This is a genomic window from Litoreibacter ponti (genome assembly GCF_003054285.1).
Classification (GTDB): Bacteria; Pseudomonadota; Alphaproteobacteria; order Rhodobacterales; family Rhodobacteraceae; genus Litoreibacter; species Litoreibacter ponti.
In genome coordinates, this window is record NZ_QBKS01000001.1 from 152,595 (window position 1) to 166,652 (window position 14,058).

Genomic DNA, 14,058 nt, shown 5'->3' on the forward strand with positions numbered 1-14,058 from the left:
TTACATCTTGCAGTCGGCCGCGTAGGCGTCGGAGTGGTTCTCCAGCGCGGCGCCGATGATCTTGTTGGTGAACACGTCACCCTCCTTGATCACCTCACGGGCGTAGATCGTCTGCACCGGATGGTGGTTCGGACCGAAGGCGAAATCCCCGCGGGTGCTGTCGAAATCAGCCGCGCGCAGGGCTTCACGGAACGCATCGGCGTCGGCGGGGGCGGCCTTCTCCAGCGCGGAGATCAGCAGGTTCGCCGTGTCAAAACCCTGGCTCGCATAAAGCGAGGGCAGGCGGCCATATTCAGCCTGAAAGCTCTCGACGAAGGCCGCGTTGGTCGGATTGTCGAGGTCCTTGTTCCACTGCGAGGTGTTCACGACCCCCATGGCGGCATCACCGACGGCCTGCAGGATGCCCTGATCAAAGCTGAAGGCGGGACCCACGACGGGGATGTCCACGCCGCTGTCGGCATATTGCTTTAGGAACGAGATGCCCATGCCGCCGGGGAGGAAGAAATAGACGCTGTCGGCGCCGCTCGCGCGGATTTGCGCGATCTCTGCGGCGTAGTCGGTCTGGCCGAGCTTGGTGAAGACCTCGCCCGCAAGCTCGCCCTCATACATGCGCTTGTAGCCGGTCAGCGCGTCCTGGCCCGCGGGGTAGTTCGGGGCCATGATGAAGCTGTTCTTGTAGCCGGCGGTGTTGGAATGCGCGCCAGCGGCCTCGTGCAGGTTGTCGTTCTGCCACGCCACGTTGAAGTAGTTCTGATGGCAGCCCTTGCCGGCCAGCGCCGAGGGGCCGGCATTGGGGGAGAGGTAGAATTTGCCCTGCGCCGTGGCGCTCGGCACGACGGCCATGGCGAGGTTCGACCAGATGATGCCGGTGAGCACGTCGACCTTCTCGGACTGGATCATCTTGTCGGCCAGCTGCACCGCGATGTCGGGCTTGCGCTGGTCGTCTTCGATGACGACCTCGATATCGTCGCGGCCCGATTGCGCGATGGCCAGCATGAAACCGTCCCGCACGTCGATGCCTAGCCCCGCGCCGCCGCCGGACAATGTGGTGATCATGCCGACCTTGACCTCGGCCAGAGCGCCTGTCGCGCAGACCGCCGCGGCGGCTGTCGCCAGTAGTAGTTTCTTCATGTCTTTCTCCCTGATTTTCGTGGTCTAGAAGGCCGAAAACGTCAGCGTTGTCAGCGTTCTAGCGATGCCCGGTATCGGGCTTATGTTATCGTTGATAAAGCGGCCGACATCCTCGCCATCGGGCACGTAGATCTTGACCAGGAGGTCCCAGTCGCCGCTGGTCGAGAACATCTCGGAGTGGATCTCCTTCAACGCGATGGCATCGGCCACGCGGTAGGTTTCCCCCGGCTTGCAGCGCACCTGCACAAAGACGCATGTCATACTCAGATCCTCCCCCGCGTGTCAGTCGCACCCGCCTTTATACGGGGCATTTCGGGATTGAACACGGGGATTTTTCACCTCGCGCGGGCGCGATCTGGCGGCCTTCATCCCTGATGCATCAGGATCTGCTTCCAGATCGCCACCTCGTCGTAGAGCGTAAACTCATGGCGCAGCGACCAGTCCCGCCCGTCATTGCCATAGGGCCCGAACTCGGCATGGGTCATGCCCATCACATGCACCTCCGCACCGGTGGGCGCGCCAAAGCTGCCGTGGCCATCATGGGTGCCGGTCAGCGACCAGCGTACGGCGGCCCGCGGCGGCAGCATCGGGTCGTGGCGGCCGATCACGTGGTGCACCTCGAACTTCGCGGACGGGAAGGACGAGCGCAGTGGCAGCCACAGCTGATCGGCCCCGGCCCATGAAATCTCGTGCCGGTCGCCCGCGTGGTAGACATGGCAGGCCCGGTCATAGAGCGCGGGGATCACTGAGAATTCCTTGTCCATGATGCGCGTCAGGATATCGGCCAGCCGCGCCCCCCATTCGTTGTCGTTGCCGCGCGAATTATAGCCGCCATCCACGTCGTCACGCGGATGGAACGGTTTGACGCAATGCTCCGACCCACCTTCGCGGTCGATCATATCGCGGGTGAAAGCGACCACGTCCATGCCCAGCTGCTTGACGATGCCCGAGACGTCGCGGATCAGCCATTCATCGTAAATCTGGTCGTTCTTCGCCGCGCAATCCGCGATGGCGCGGATCTGAAAGCTGCGACCGGTGGGTGCGCCGAAGCTGCCATGACCCAGATGCGTGCCGGTGGTCAGCAAGCGGTGGGAGGACAGGAAGCCCGCGTCCTCGTCGCCGGACCAGATCACATCCTCGCCCAGCAATTGCCGGTCCGGGAACTCGGCGATGGTCGCCATCGTCCCGTTGATCACGTTCTGATTGCCCCGCACCAGACCGGACGGAAAGCGCATCGGCAGGTCTTCGGCATAGTAGTGGTTCAGGGTGGACAGGCCGCGATCCTCCCAGATTTCCTTGGTGATCTTCAGGATGTAGTCCGGCAGGTCCTTGAATTGATTGCTGAAACCCTTCATGTGCTCCATCCTTCTGGAATGCGGGCACTGCGGCGGATCACCAGCGGTCCCTCGATTTCTGTTTGCTTGGGCGGCGCGTCGCCCTCGATTTGCGCCATAAGCTGGGCGATGACGGCATCCACCATGCGGTTGGCGGGCTGGCGCACCGTGGTCAGCTCGAACGTGGGCCAGGCGGCCATCGCGACGTCGTCATAGCCCACAATCGAGACGTCTTCCGGGATGCGTAGGCCCAGCTCACCGCGGACCACATCCATCACGGCAAACGCCATGTGGTCATTGCCTACGAAAATCGCGTCCGGGCCTTCTGAGCCCGCAAAAAGCGCGCGCGCAGCGGCCATCGCGGCCTCGCGCGAAAACAACCCGTCCACCACGCCGAAGGCTTCATATCCGGCCTCTGCCAATCCCGCCTCGAATCCTGCCGCGCGGTCGCGCCCGGTCGATGCGCCCTGCCAGCCGGAGATATGCGCGATGCGCGCGTGACCGCCCGCGATGAGCAACTCCGCCACCCGCTTTCCACCGTCGAAATTCGCCGAAGTGACAGAGGATAGCTCCCGGTCCGACGAGCCGCGGTTGAAAAGAACCATCGCGACGCCTTCTTCGGACAGCCGGTCGGTAAGGGTCGATGACATCGCGACCGAGGCCAGAATGATCCCATCGACCTGATGGGCCAGCAGGTCATGCACCACCGAGTCCACATCGGACGCGTGATTGGCGGCCATGAAGACCATGATGTGGTAGCCTTTTTCGCGCAGCCCCCGCGAAAGCTTCTCCAGCGCCTCGGTGTAGAACGGGTTGTCGAGATAGGCCACGATCAGGCCGATGGTCTTCGATTGCCCCGTGATCAGCGACCGGGCCAGCGTGTTCGGTCGGTACCCCAACTCTGCGGCGGCGCGTTTGACCTTGTCGGCCAGCGTGGCCGAGACCTTCATGCCCGGGGTGAACACCCGGCTGACGGTGGGCTGCGACACGCCCGCCGCGCGGGCCACATCGAGGGCCGTGACCTTAGGTGCCATGGTGACCTCCGACCAGCTCGCCCATGCGGGCAAATACGTCGACTCCGAGCTGACGATAGACGTCGAGCAGATCGACCAGCACCCAGTTCTCCCGGATCAGGCCGTTCTCGAGACGCCAGAAATCAAGTGATCGCATCTCCACCTGCTTTCCCGACGGCGCAATGCCCATCCAGCCGCCATGGGTCAGGTGCTGGCGCATATTGGGCCAGCCGGTGACGGCCACGTAGCTGCCTTGCGCGAAGAAATGATAGTCCAACTGGTCGCGGTAATTGCCCCGGTCCGGCATGGCGGCCAGAAACGGGATCTGGTGATGCCGGCGAAAGCCGTCGATGCCGCGCCCGGTGCCGATGCCCGCGGGCCCGTACCACGACATGCGTGGATGCCAGAACCGCTCCATCTCCATCACTTCCGGGCCGCCTTCACCGGGATGCCTGCCCATATGGATCAGCATGTCCTGCACGACCACCAGATTGGCCGCGCCGTCCTCGCTATGGGGCCCAAGCCCATCCTGCGTGGCGGGGGAGGGCGTCAGCCATTCGCGCCCCAGCGAAGGCGCCATTGGCCAGGCACCGGCCTGCATCATCAGCTCGGGGATGTCCCAGATCGCCTGCATCTCGACCACGCGCGCGTCTTCGATCCGGTAGAACTCGTGAAAGCGCATATGCGCCTGCCGGCCCGTTGCCGGAATGCCAAGGAACGGCGCGTCGAACAGGCCGGTGTAATAGCCGCCGCAGCCGATCCAACGCCCGCCTTGCGCGGTCTCGCCCTCAATGACGATCCAGTCGCGCCGCTCCAGATCAGGGATCGCGCCGAACAGTGGCTCAAACGCGTGATCATATAGCAGGGCGGGCCCCGTGAGATCGCCGAACGGATGGCACAGGTGTATCACCGCATCCGGCGCGAAGGCGGCGTCGAGCGCCGCGCGGACCGGGGCTTCCTCGAAATCATAGAGCGCCGCACACAGGTCGTGGATCATAGCTTGGCCTGTTCCGCCATCATGTCGTAGCCCCATTGCAGCAGCGCGTCGGGCAGATCGACAAAGACCCAGTTCTCGACCAGCAGATCCCCCTCCCGCCGATACCAGTCGCAGACCCGGAAGCGGGTGGTGACGCCGGTGGGCTCAAACCCCAGATAGGACCCCGTATGGGTCCCCTGCAGCGAGGGCCAGCCGCCGATGCACGAATAGTCGCCATCCGCGAACCGGGTGAAATGCTTGGTGGGCGTGCGCGGAGACATCCCGCCGCCCCAGCCCTCGAACGCGGCCTCGAAGGGGACCTGGAAGCGCTGGAATTCCTCGATGCCGACGAACCGCCCAAAGCTCGCGGGGCCGTACCACATCATGTTCGGGTGCCAGTAGGGGCGCCAAGCCTCGTCCGGGGTGGCGAGCCCGTCGAGCATGTCCACCATGATCTGATAGGTCCGGGCCGAGTGGTCTGGGTCGGCAAGGTCGGTGCGCAGCCCATCATGGGTGGCGGGCCCGGGGACCATGAAGCAAGCGCCCTGTGGCGTGCCCAGCGGATAGCGCCCGATCTGCATCAGCAGCTCCGGCAGGTCGAGGTAGATGTAGCTCTCGACCGCTTGGCCGTTCTCCATCCGGTGAAAATCGCCGATGCGGATGTAGGCCAGCTGATCGGTGGGCGCGATGCCCAGCCAGTCGCGCCGGAAGGTGCCCACGAGGTAGCCCATGCCTGACGTCCAGGCACTGCCATCGAAGGAGTTGCCGCCGATCGAGATATCGGGGCGGTAGTACAGCCCTTCGAAGGCGCGCAGCAGCGGGTCGAGAAAGCCCGCGATCACACCCTCCGGCCCGCTGAGATCGTTGACCGGATGCGCCACATTGACCTGCGCGCGGTCGGCAAAGAAATCGTGCACCGCGCGCGTTTGCGCCGCGGCGTCCCGGTGCCGGAAGGCGGACCAGAATGCGGTGTAGGCCTGTTTGTCCGCGAGCGCCGCGTCCGCCATCACTCGGCTGCGTCTTTGTATGGCGCGGGCCCGCCATAGGGAACATTGATGCCCCCGTAACGGCGCACGCGCACATTGGCCTGCTCCGCATGGCCCACGAAACCTTCAAGCAGGCACAGCCGCGAGCAATAGGCGCCAATATCAGCAGCGGCCTCGTCCGTGGTGACTTTCTGATAGGAGTGGGTCTTGAGGAACTTGCCCACCCACAGCCCGCCCGTGTAGCGCCCGGCTTTCTTGGTGGGCAGGGTGTGGTTGGTGCCGATGACCTTGTCGCCATTGGCCACGTTGGTCCGCGCCCCAAGAAACAGCGCGCCGTAGCAGGTCATGTGCTCCAGGAACCAGTCGTCGCGGTCGGTCATCACCTGCACGTGCTCGGAGGCGATGTCGTCGGCGACCTCCAGCATCTCCTCGTAGGTGTCGCACAAGATGATCTCGCCGTAATCCTCCCAGGATTTCGACGCGGTCTCCTGTGTGGGCAGGATTTCAAGCAGCCGATCGATCTCGCGCATCGTGTCCTCGGCCAGCTTGCGCGAGTTGGTCAGCAGGACGGCGGGGGAATTGTAGCCATGCTCCGCCTGACCCAGCAGATCGGTGGCACAAAGTTCGCCATCGACCGTGTCGTCGGCGATCACCATCGTTTCCGTGGGGCCCGCAAACAGGTCGATGCCCACGCGCCCGAACAGCTGGCGCTTGGCTTCCGCCACAAACGCATTGCCGGGGCCGACGAGCATGTGCACGGGCTCAATCGTCTCGGTGCCGAGCGCCATGGCCCCGATGCCCTGCATGCCGCCCAGCACATAGATCTCATGCGCGCCGCCCAGATGCATGGCTGCGATCACTGCTGGGTTCGGCTGGCCCTGAAAGGGCGGCGTGCAGGCGATGATGCGCGGCACGCCCGCCACGCTCGCCGTCGCCACGGACATATGGGCGGACGCCACCATCGGGAACTTGCCCGCAGGCACGTAGCAGCCAACACTTTGCACGGGGATGTTCTTGTGGCCGAGGATCACGCCGGGCATCGGTTCCACTTCGATATCGGTCATCGAGGCGCGCTGGGCCTCGGCAAATGCCTTGACTTGTGCCTGTGCGAATTTCAGGTCTTCCATGTCGCGCGGATCGACCTGCGCGATGAGCGCTTCGATCTCGTCGAGGCTCAGGCGATAGGAAGGGGGGGAGTAGTTGTCGAACTTCTCCGATAACTCTCGCACGGCGGCATCGCCCCGGGTTTCGATGTCTTTCAGGGTCTCTTCGACGATTGCGCGAACCTTGCTGTCATCCTCGGCCCGCTCGGTTTCGGGTTTGCCGCGCTTGAGATACTCGATCGCCATGGAAGATCCTCCGCAAAGTTCAATGCCGGAAGTGTGCCGCGTTCTGAATACGTATTCAAGTGAGGATTGAGGCGTCAGAGCGCTTGTAGCGCAGGCCGGTTCTGCCTAGCGTCGGCTCCTATGTCCGTCACCGTTTTCTTCGCTGTGCTCACGGCTGCGCTGCTGCACGCCACGTGGAATGCCATGGTCAAGGGCGGGGCCGACAAGCGGTTGAACATGGCAGGCGTGGTCATCGGCCACACGCCGCTGGCGCTGCTCGCCTTGGTGTTCGTGCCTGCGCCGGCCCCTGAAAGCTACCCCTATATCCTCGCCGGGATGGTGCTGCATTTCGGCTATCAGATGTTCTTGCTGGGCTCCTACAAGATCGGCGATCTGACACAGGTCTATCCCATCGCGCGCGGCGTCGCGCCATTGCTTGTGGCCGGGGTGTCTGTCGTGGCGCTGGGGGTCGAGTTGTCGGGGCTCGAGCTTCTCGCCGTCATCACCATCGCCATCGGCATCCTCAGCATCTCTCTGGTGCGCGGGGCGGACGGGCTGCGCAACGGTAAGGCTACGGGGATGGCGCTGACCACCGGGTGTTTCATCGCCTCCTATTCGCTGGTCGACGGCATGGGCGCGCGGGTGTCGGGCAGCGCCGTTGGCTTCTACGCGTGGCTCGGCCTTGCCAATGCCGCGATCTTCGCGCTCTACATGGCGGTCACGACCCCGCAGGTGCTCCGCGATATGCCGCGCAAGGGGGCCAAGCTGTTCTGGATCGGCGGCGGCGCCTCATTTCTCGCCTACAGCCTCGTGATCTGGTCCTTCACCCAGGCTCCGATTGCGCTGGTCACGGCGCTGCGCGAGACCTCGATCATCTTCGCGCTGCTGATCGGCGTGCTGCTCATGGGAGAGCGGCTGAGCCTCGGCAAAATCCTGTCCACTGCAATCACCTTGGCGGGGGTGGTTCTGCTGCGGGCCGGGAAGAGCTGAGCTTGCGCAAACGTGAAGGCCCCGGGGCAACCGGTCGCGCCTGATTTGCTTGACCTTCCAAGGGGCTTGGCCCCATCTATGGCGCATCACGTTGACAGGTAGGACAATGATCCCAGAGCTCGGACAATTTGCGCTTTCCCTCGCCCTGATCGCGGCCATCGTGCAAAGCGTTGTGCCGATCTGGGGGGCCTCTAACGGCAATGTGTTGTGGATGCGGTCTGCGCGGGCCAGCTCGCTGGTGCAATTCGTGCTTGTGGCCTTCGCCTTCGGGGCCCTGATGCGCAGCTACATCGTGTCGGACTTCACCGTGCTGAACGTGGTGCAGAATTCCCATTCGCTTAAACCGCTGATCTACAAGATCTCCGGCACATGGGGCAATCACGAGGGCTCGCTGCTGCTCTGGGTGTTGATCCTCGCGGCCTTCGGCGCGGCGGTGGCCTTTTTCGGGCGCAACATCCCGCAGACGCTGATGGCGCGCACCCTGTCGGTGCAGGCGTGGATCACGGTGGGCTTCATCAGCTTCATGGTGTTCACTTCCAACCCGTTCACCCGCGTCTCGCCGCCGCCGCTGGACGGGCAGGACCTCAACCCGCTGCTGCAGGATATCGGTCTCGCGATCCATCCCCCGCTGCTTTACGTGGGCTATGTCGGCTTCTCAATCGTCTTCTCCTTCGCCGTCGCCGCCCTGATCGAGGGGCGCGTGGATCCCGCATGGGCGCGCTGGGTGCGCCCGTGGACGCTGGCCGCGTGGACTGCGCTGACCGCGGGCATCGGGCTGGGATCGTGGTGGGCCTATTACGAGCTGGGCTGGGGCGGCTGGTGGTTCTGGGACCCGGTCGAGAACGTCTCCTTCATGCCGTGGCTTCTGGGCACAGCCCTACTGCATTCAGCCATCGTGACCGAGAAACGCGATACGTTCAAAAGCTGGACCATCCTGTTGGCGATCTTGACTTTTTCGCTGTCGCTGCTCGGCACCTTCATCGTGCGCTCGGGCCTGCTGACCTCGGTCCATGCGTTCGCCGTCGATCCGGAGAGGGGCGTCTACATTCTTGGCCTTCTGGCCGTATCCATCGGCGGCTCGCTGGCGCTCTTCGCATGGCGCGCCCCCGCGATGGAGGGCGGTGGCTTGTTCGCGCCGGTCTCCCGCGAGGCGGGGCTTTTGATCAACAACCTGCTGCTCGCCACGGCAACCGCGACCGTGCTGTTCGGCACGCTCTACCCGTTGTTTCTGGAAGCGGTCACGGGCGACAAGATCTCCGTCGGCCCACCGTTCTTCAACGCCTCCTTCATTCCGATCTCGCTGGCGCTGGTGCTGGTCATGGCCGTTGGGCCGTTCCTGTCGTGGAAACGCGCAGACCTCGCAGGCGTGCTGTCGCGGCTGAAATTCGCGCTTGCGCTGGCCTTCGTCGCGGCGCTGGTCATCTGGTACGTCACCACCGGTGGACCGGTCCTGGCAGTGCTCGCCATGGCAATCGCCCTCTGGCTGCTATTCGCCACCTTGCAGGAATGGGCGTCGCGCGTGAAACTGTTCAAGCCCGGCGCGTGGGGCCGCATCCGCCGGCAGCCGCGCGCATCCCACGGCATGACCATGGCCCATGTGGGCCTCGCCGTGCTCGTCATGGGGGCCACGGGTGCCTCGGCTTGGAAGTCCGATATCGTCACCTTCGCCGAAGAGGGGACGGAGGTGCAAATCGCGGGCTTCGATCTGACCTTCGAGGGGGTCGAGCAGGTGCGCGGTCCGAACTACATCGCGCAGGTCGGGACCTTGAATGTCACGCGGGACGGCGAATTCGTCACCAAGCTCTACCCGGAACGACGGGTCTATCCCGCCGCGGGCTCCTCCACGACCGAGAGCGATATTCGACAAACGCTCGCGGGCGACCTCTACGTTTCCATCGCCGAGCCCGCCGCCGAAGGGGCGCAGGGCAAATGGACCCTGCGCGTTCTCTACGAGCCGCTGGTGAATTTCTTGTGGATCGGCACCTTCCTGTTGGTGATCGGCGGCTGCCTGTCCCTGTCGGATCGCCGCTTGCGGGTGGGCGCGCCGCGCAAGTCGCGCGCGGGGCCGGCCATCGCGACCCCGGCGGAGTAGTCAGCCATGAGACGTCTTCTCTTCGCGCTGCCACTGGTGGTGGCCATCATCATCGGCGGCTTTGCCATCTGGGGGTTGTCGGGCGGGCGTGACCCGGGCGCGATTCCCTCCGTGCTGATCTCTCAACCCGTGCCTGAGCTGGCGCTCGAGCCGGTCGAGGGCGTCGGCTCCCCCGGCTTTACGACCGCCGAGCTGAACGAGATCGAGGGCATCAAACTGCTCAACGTCTTTGCCTCGTGGTGCGGCCCATGCCGGGCCGAGCACCCGATCTTGACCCGCATCGCGGAAGAAGAGGGGGTGACCCTGATCGGTCTGAACTACAAGGACAAGCCCGAAGCCGCCGCGGCCTGGCTCGAAGAGCTGGGCAATCCATATGTCGCCGTCGGCTCCGACTATTCGGGCCGCGCGGGGATCGAGCTGGGCATCTCGGGTGTGCCAGAAACCTTCATCATCGACGAGGACGGTATCATCCGCCACCGCATGGCTGGCCCTGTGGTGGGCGACGGCCGCCGCCGCTTCACGGAAATCCTCAACGAGGTTCGCCAGTGAAGCGCCTGCTGATGATCCTGTGCCTGTTGCTCGCGACACCGCTGATGGCGGTGGAGCCAGACGAGGTACTCGATGACCCCGCGCTCGAAGAACGGGCCCGGGCGATCTCGGCCAATGTGCGCTGCGTCGTGTGCCAGAACGAGCCCATCGACAGCTCCAACGCGGGCGTCGCGCGCGACCTGCGCGTGCTGATCCGCGAGCGGCTTGTGGCCGGTGACACCAATCAGCAGGTCTATGACTTCCTCGTGCTGCGCTACGGCGATTTCGTGCTGTTCAAGCCGCCCTTCAAGCCCTCGACCTATGCGCTGTGGATCGGGCCTTTCGCGATCCTGTTCCTTGGCATTCTGGCCGTGGTCGTGATGCTCGCGCGCAGGCCGCGGGCGCCGGCATCCGCAACGACGGGGCTCAGCTCGGAAGAGCAGGACGCCCTCGACAAGCTGTTGAAAGAGGACCCGCCGAAATGATCTTCTGGGGCCTTGCCGCCATTCTCGCGCTTCTGACCGCGCTGGCCTTCGTTTGGCCGGTCCTTAAAGGCTCGACCGAGACGCTCGACCGCGCCGACAGCGCCATTGCGATCTTTCGCGACCAGCTGGCCGAAGTTGATCGCGACGCCGAGCGCGGCCTGATCTCCGATCAGGAAGCCGCCGCCGCGCGCACTGAAATTCAGCGCCGGATGCTGGCCGCCGACCGCGCGCGCTCCGGCAAGGATGCCCGCAAGGGCGGGGCGGGTCTGCTGCTGCTGTTCGCGGCTCTGACCCCGGTCGCAGGCGCGGCGCTCTACACCCAACTCGGTGCCCCCGGGATTGCATCGCAACCCTTCGCCGAGCGGCAGGCGGAGCGGGACGAGAAGCAAAACCTCGGCGCGCTGACCGCGCAGCTGCGCACGCGCCTGCTCGACGATCCGGGCGGCGGTGAGACCCGTGGCTGGGAGCTTCTGGCAAGCACTTACATGAACATGGGCCGCTTCTCGGATGCGGTGCAGGCCTTTGCGCGCATTGTCGAGCGCGACGACGCCACCTCCGCCACGTGGTCGCAATATGCCGAGGCGCTGATTTCTGCCGAAAACGGCATCGTCACGAAGCCCGCGGAGGACGCGACAGCCCGCGCGCTTGAACTGGATCCCGACAATCCGGCGGGCACCTATTACCGCGCCGTGGCCCTTGATCAGGCGGGCCAGACGCTCGATGCGCGCAAGCTGCTTCTCGACCGGGTCGCGCGCGCCGAGACCCCTCAGCCTTGGATGCCCGCCTTCCTGCAGGAAGCCAACCGCATGGGGGCGAATTTCGCGCTGCAACCCGTGACTTTAGGTGACTTCTTCGAGGCCCCGCGCGGACCCTCCGCCGAGGATGTTGAAGCGGCGCAAGAGATGAGCCCCGAAGAGCAGCAGGCCTTCATCCGAACGATGGTCGACAATCTTGCGGACCGGCTCGAAGATGAGCCCGGTAACCTGCAAGGCTGGCTGCAACTGGCGCGCGCCTACATGGTGCTGGGTGAGCGGGACAATGCGCGCGGCGCGCTGGAAAGCGCCAAGAAGTTGACGGACGCCCTGCCCGAAAACGACGCCCGTCGCGAAACAGTCGAACAGGGCTTGCGGGAACTTGGCGGCTAGCGCGCCTGCGCCACGGCCTCCATCACCGCATCCTGGGTCAGAAACTCTGGCAATGCGATGCCTTGCGGCGCGCTCGGCCCGTAGACCTTGTTGAACGGGATGCCAAAGCGGCCATTGTCTTGCAGGTAGGTCAGGATTGCCTCGTCGGGCCGGGTCCAGTCGCCACGCAGGGCCGTCACCCCGTCTGACGCCAGAGTGTCGGCCACCGCGCCGCGGTTCAGCACCCGGGCCTTGTTGGCCTTGCAGGTCAGGCACCAGCTCGCCGTGATATCGACGAAGACGATATCCCCGGCAGCCACGCGCTCTGCAATGGCTTGCTCTGAAAAGACGGCCCACGCCCGCTCTGGCGCGACCGGGGCAGGCGCCGGAGCAAGGATCGCAGGCACGAAGATCGCCGCAGCGAATAGGGCGAATGCCACGCGCTTGGCCTTCGGGATCGTCAACACAACGACGCCCGTCACAAGCAACGTCGCCAGAATACCGGCAACCAAAGCGCCAGACACCCCCAGCAGCACAAAGCCGAGCCATAGCGCGGTCGCCAACAGACATGCAGCCATCACCCACCGGACCCGCACCATCCACGGGCCAGGCGTCGGCAGGGCCTGCACCAGCGACGGCCGCAACGCGACCAGCAGATAGGGCAGGGCGAGGCCCAGCCCGAGTGCGGTGAAGATCACCAATGTGTCAAGCGCGCTGCCTGCCAGCGCGAATGTCACGGCGGTGCCAAGAAACGGGGCAGAGCAGGGCGTCGCCAACACCGCCGCCAACGCGCCGGTCGAAAAGTCGCCCAGCAGGCCCGGCCCGCTTTCCATCTGCGCCATTTTCGTGTTCAGCCGCTGCGGCAAAGTGATCTCGAACAGCCCCGCCATATTCGCGGCGAACGCCACCATGATGGCGATCATCACGCCCAGAAAGACGGGGTTCTGAAATTGCGTCCCCCACCCGATGGAGCCGCCCCCCGCGCGGACCGCCAGCAGCACCGCGGCCAGCGCCCACATGAAGCAGAGCACACCAAGCGCGGAGACGACGAAGCCCGCCCGGATGCGCGCGGGCGACTGGTCGGCGGCCTTCAGCGCAGAGGTGAATTTCACCGCCAGCACCGGCAAAACGCAGGGCATGATGTTCAGGATCAACCCGCCCAGAAGGGCGATCAGCACGACCGACCACAGGCCCGGACCGGCCACATTCTGAAACGGACCCGCGGCCATTTCGGCGGGCGTGATGACGGCCGCGCGCGCGCCATCGGTCAGCGTCAGCTCCATCGCGGGTGGGGCGTCAGGCAGCGACTGGACAGGAAGCCGGATCAGCGCCTCACGCCGGTCGGAACTCAGGCTGACCTCCGGCGGCCCGAAGGTCGCGTTGGGTCCAAGGTCGGGGAACACATGCGGGTCCGTGAAGGGCGTGGCGCTGACCGCCTCGACCTGCAAGGACGTGTCATCCATGAAGTAGGCGGCTGTAATCCCCGCGTCCTCCGGCGCGCCGGGGACACGGGCAGCCGCATCGGCGATCCTTTCGGCGGCCGCTGCGTCGATACCCGACGTGCCCGCGGGAAGCGTCACCGATAGGGTGAACATCTCCGGCACACACAGCTCCTCGCACACCAGCACATTCGCCTCGACGCTTAAGACCACCGTTTCACCCGCTTCGTCGAGCATGATCTGTAGCGGGAAGGTGACGGCGTCGGCATAGCCGTAATTCTCGATCTCGAAGGCCTCGAACCGGGTCGGGGCGGGGTAGAGGATGTCCGCGCGGGCGACGTTCGCTGCGCCGGACCAGTCCAGCTCCGGCGCGTATCCGACCGCGCCGGGAGATTTCCAGTAGGTCTTCCAGCCAGGTGCAAGCTCCAGCTCCAGCGCGGCCGAGATCGTGCCCGCATCCGGCGTTACGCTGTTTTCAGCCGTGATCAGCCGCGCGGTAAGGCGGTCGCTCTGGAACGCCAGCGAGCTTGCCGCGGCAAGCGGCACTGCCAGCACGGACAGCCACAAAAGAACTAGGCCAAGGATCCTCATGCCCCACTGGTCCCGCGTCACAGGGCGGAAGGCAAGAGCCA

Annotated in this window: 13 protein-coding genes; 5 read left to right on the forward strand and 8 right to left on the reverse strand. The window is 65.0% G+C overall.

What is annotated here, in order from left to right; genetic code table 11:
* The 7 genes from C8N43_RS00825 to hisD form a co-directional block, all read right to left on the reverse strand.
* Window positions 1–1,131 (reverse strand): ABC transporter substrate-binding protein, encoded by a 1,131-nt coding sequence (locus C8N43_RS00825; RefSeq protein WP_107843813.1) that lies wholly within the window; start codon window positions 1,129–1,131, stop codon window positions 1–3.
* A gap of 24 nt (window positions 1,132–1,155) precedes the next feature.
* Complete coding sequence (locus C8N43_RS00830; RefSeq protein WP_107843814.1) at window positions 1,156–1,392, reverse strand: Lrp/AsnC ligand binding domain-containing protein; 237 nt, start codon at window positions 1,390–1,392, stop codon at window positions 1,156–1,158.
* 104 nt (window positions 1,393–1,496) lie between these two features.
* Window positions 1,497–2,486 carry a nuclear transport factor 2 family protein gene (locus C8N43_RS00835; RefSeq protein ID WP_107843815.1) on the reverse strand — a complete coding sequence of 330 codons (990 nt, stop codon included), beginning with the start codon at window positions 2,484–2,486 and terminating at the stop codon, window positions 1,497–1,499.
* Window positions 2,483–3,499 (reverse strand): LacI family DNA-binding transcriptional regulator, encoded by a 1,017-nt coding sequence (locus C8N43_RS00840; protein WP_107843816.1) that lies wholly within the window; start codon window positions 3,497–3,499, stop codon window positions 2,483–2,485. The genes C8N43_RS00835 and C8N43_RS00840 overlap by 4 nt, the downstream gene beginning before the upstream one ends.
* Complete coding sequence (locus tag C8N43_RS00845; RefSeq protein ID WP_107843817.1) at window positions 3,489–4,475, reverse strand: ester cyclase; 987 nt, start codon at window positions 4,473–4,475, stop codon at window positions 3,489–3,491. Before C8N43_RS00845 ends, C8N43_RS00840 begins: the two co-directional genes overlap by 11 nt.
* Window positions 4,472–5,461: a nuclear transport factor 2 family protein gene (locus tag C8N43_RS00850; RefSeq protein ID WP_107843818.1), complete on the reverse strand. Its 990-nt coding sequence runs from the start codon at window positions 5,459–5,461 to the stop codon at window positions 4,472–4,474. The genes C8N43_RS00845 and C8N43_RS00850 overlap by 4 nt, the downstream gene beginning before the upstream one ends.
* The gene (hisD, locus tag C8N43_RS00855) at window positions 5,461–6,789 is read right to left on the reverse strand and encodes a histidinol dehydrogenase (RefSeq protein WP_107843819.1); all 1,329 of its coding nucleotides are present in this window, start codon (window positions 6,787–6,789) and stop codon (window positions 5,461–5,463) included. Before hisD ends, C8N43_RS00850 begins: the two co-directional genes overlap by 1 nt.
* A gap of 120 nt (window positions 6,790–6,909) precedes the next feature.
* Here hisD and C8N43_RS00860 point away from each other — a divergent pair, with 120 nt between their 5' ends.
* From C8N43_RS00860 to ccmI, 5 genes are all read left to right on the forward strand, one after another.
* On the forward strand, window positions 6,910–7,758 hold the full coding sequence (locus C8N43_RS00860; protein ID WP_107843820.1) for a DMT family transporter: 849 nt from the start codon (window positions 6,910–6,912) through the stop codon (window positions 7,756–7,758).
* Window positions 7,759–7,864: 106 nt separating this feature from the next.
* Window positions 7,865–9,850, forward strand: coding sequence for a heme lyase CcmF/NrfE family subunit (locus C8N43_RS00865; RefSeq protein ID WP_107843821.1), 1,986 nt, complete (start codon window positions 7,865–7,867; stop codon window positions 9,848–9,850).
* Between the two features lie 6 nt (window positions 9,851–9,856).
* Complete coding sequence (locus C8N43_RS00870) at window positions 9,857–10,399, forward strand: DsbE family thiol:disulfide interchange protein (RefSeq protein ID WP_107843822.1); 543 nt, start codon at window positions 9,857–9,859, stop codon at window positions 10,397–10,399.
* Window positions 10,396–10,863, forward strand: coding sequence for a cytochrome c-type biogenesis protein (locus C8N43_RS00875; protein ID WP_245912863.1), 468 nt, complete (start codon window positions 10,396–10,398; stop codon window positions 10,861–10,863). Before C8N43_RS00870 ends, C8N43_RS00875 begins: the two co-directional genes overlap by 4 nt.
* Window positions 10,860–12,008, forward strand: a complete 1,149-nt coding sequence (gene ccmI / locus C8N43_RS00880) for a c-type cytochrome biogenesis protein CcmI (protein WP_211308549.1) — start codon at window positions 10,860–10,862, stop codon at window positions 12,006–12,008. Before C8N43_RS00875 ends, ccmI begins: the two co-directional genes overlap by 4 nt.
* Here ccmI and C8N43_RS00885 read toward each other — a convergent pair.
* Complete coding sequence (locus C8N43_RS00885) at window positions 12,005–14,017, reverse strand: protein-disulfide reductase DsbD family protein (protein ID WP_107843823.1); 2,013 nt, start codon at window positions 14,015–14,017, stop codon at window positions 12,005–12,007. The two genes, ccmI and C8N43_RS00885, sit on opposite strands and share 4 nt — an antisense overlap.
* Between the last annotated feature and the right edge of the window lie 41 nt (window positions 14,018–14,058).

Excerpts from the sequence above, each read along its gene's own strand:
- C8N43_RS00825 (WP_107843813.1), bottom strand. The coding sequence starts at position 1,131 with ATGAAGAAACTACTACTGGCGACAGCCGCCGCGGCGGTCTGCGCGACA.
- C8N43_RS00830 (WP_107843814.1), bottom strand. The coding sequence starts at position 1,392 with ATGACATGCGTCTTTGTGCAGGTGCGCTGCAAGCCGGGGGAAACCTAC.
- C8N43_RS00835 (WP_107843815.1), bottom strand. The coding sequence starts at position 2,486 with ATGAAGGGTTTCAGCAATCAATTCAAGGACCTGCCGGACTACATCCTG.
- C8N43_RS00840 (WP_107843816.1), bottom strand. The coding sequence starts at position 3,499 with ATGGCACCTAAGGTCACGGCCCTCGATGTGGCCCGCGCGGCGGGCGTG.
- C8N43_RS00845 (WP_107843817.1), bottom strand. The coding sequence starts at position 4,475 with ATGATCCACGACCTGTGTGCGGCGCTCTATGATTTCGAGGAAGCCCCG.
- C8N43_RS00850 (WP_107843818.1), bottom strand. The coding sequence starts at position 5,461 with ATGGCGGACGCGGCGCTCGCGGACAAACAGGCCTACACCGCATTCTGG.
- hisD (WP_107843819.1), bottom strand. The coding sequence starts at position 6,789 with ATGGCGATCGAGTATCTCAAGCGCGGCAAACCCGAAACCGAGCGGGCC.
- C8N43_RS00860 (WP_107843820.1), top strand. The coding sequence starts at position 6,910 with ATGTCCGTCACCGTTTTCTTCGCTGTGCTCACGGCTGCGCTGCTGCAC.
- C8N43_RS00865 (WP_107843821.1), top strand. The coding sequence starts at position 7,865 with ATGATCCCAGAGCTCGGACAATTTGCGCTTTCCCTCGCCCTGATCGCG.
- C8N43_RS00870 (WP_107843822.1), top strand. The coding sequence starts at position 9,857 with ATGAGACGTCTTCTCTTCGCGCTGCCACTGGTGGTGGCCATCATCATC.
- ccmI (WP_211308549.1), top strand. The coding sequence starts at position 10,860 with ATGATCTTCTGGGGCCTTGCCGCCATTCTCGCGCTTCTGACCGCGCTG.
- C8N43_RS00885 (WP_107843823.1), bottom strand. The coding sequence starts at position 14,017 with ATGAGGATCCTTGGCCTAGTTCTTTTGTGGCTGTCCGTGCTGGCAGTG.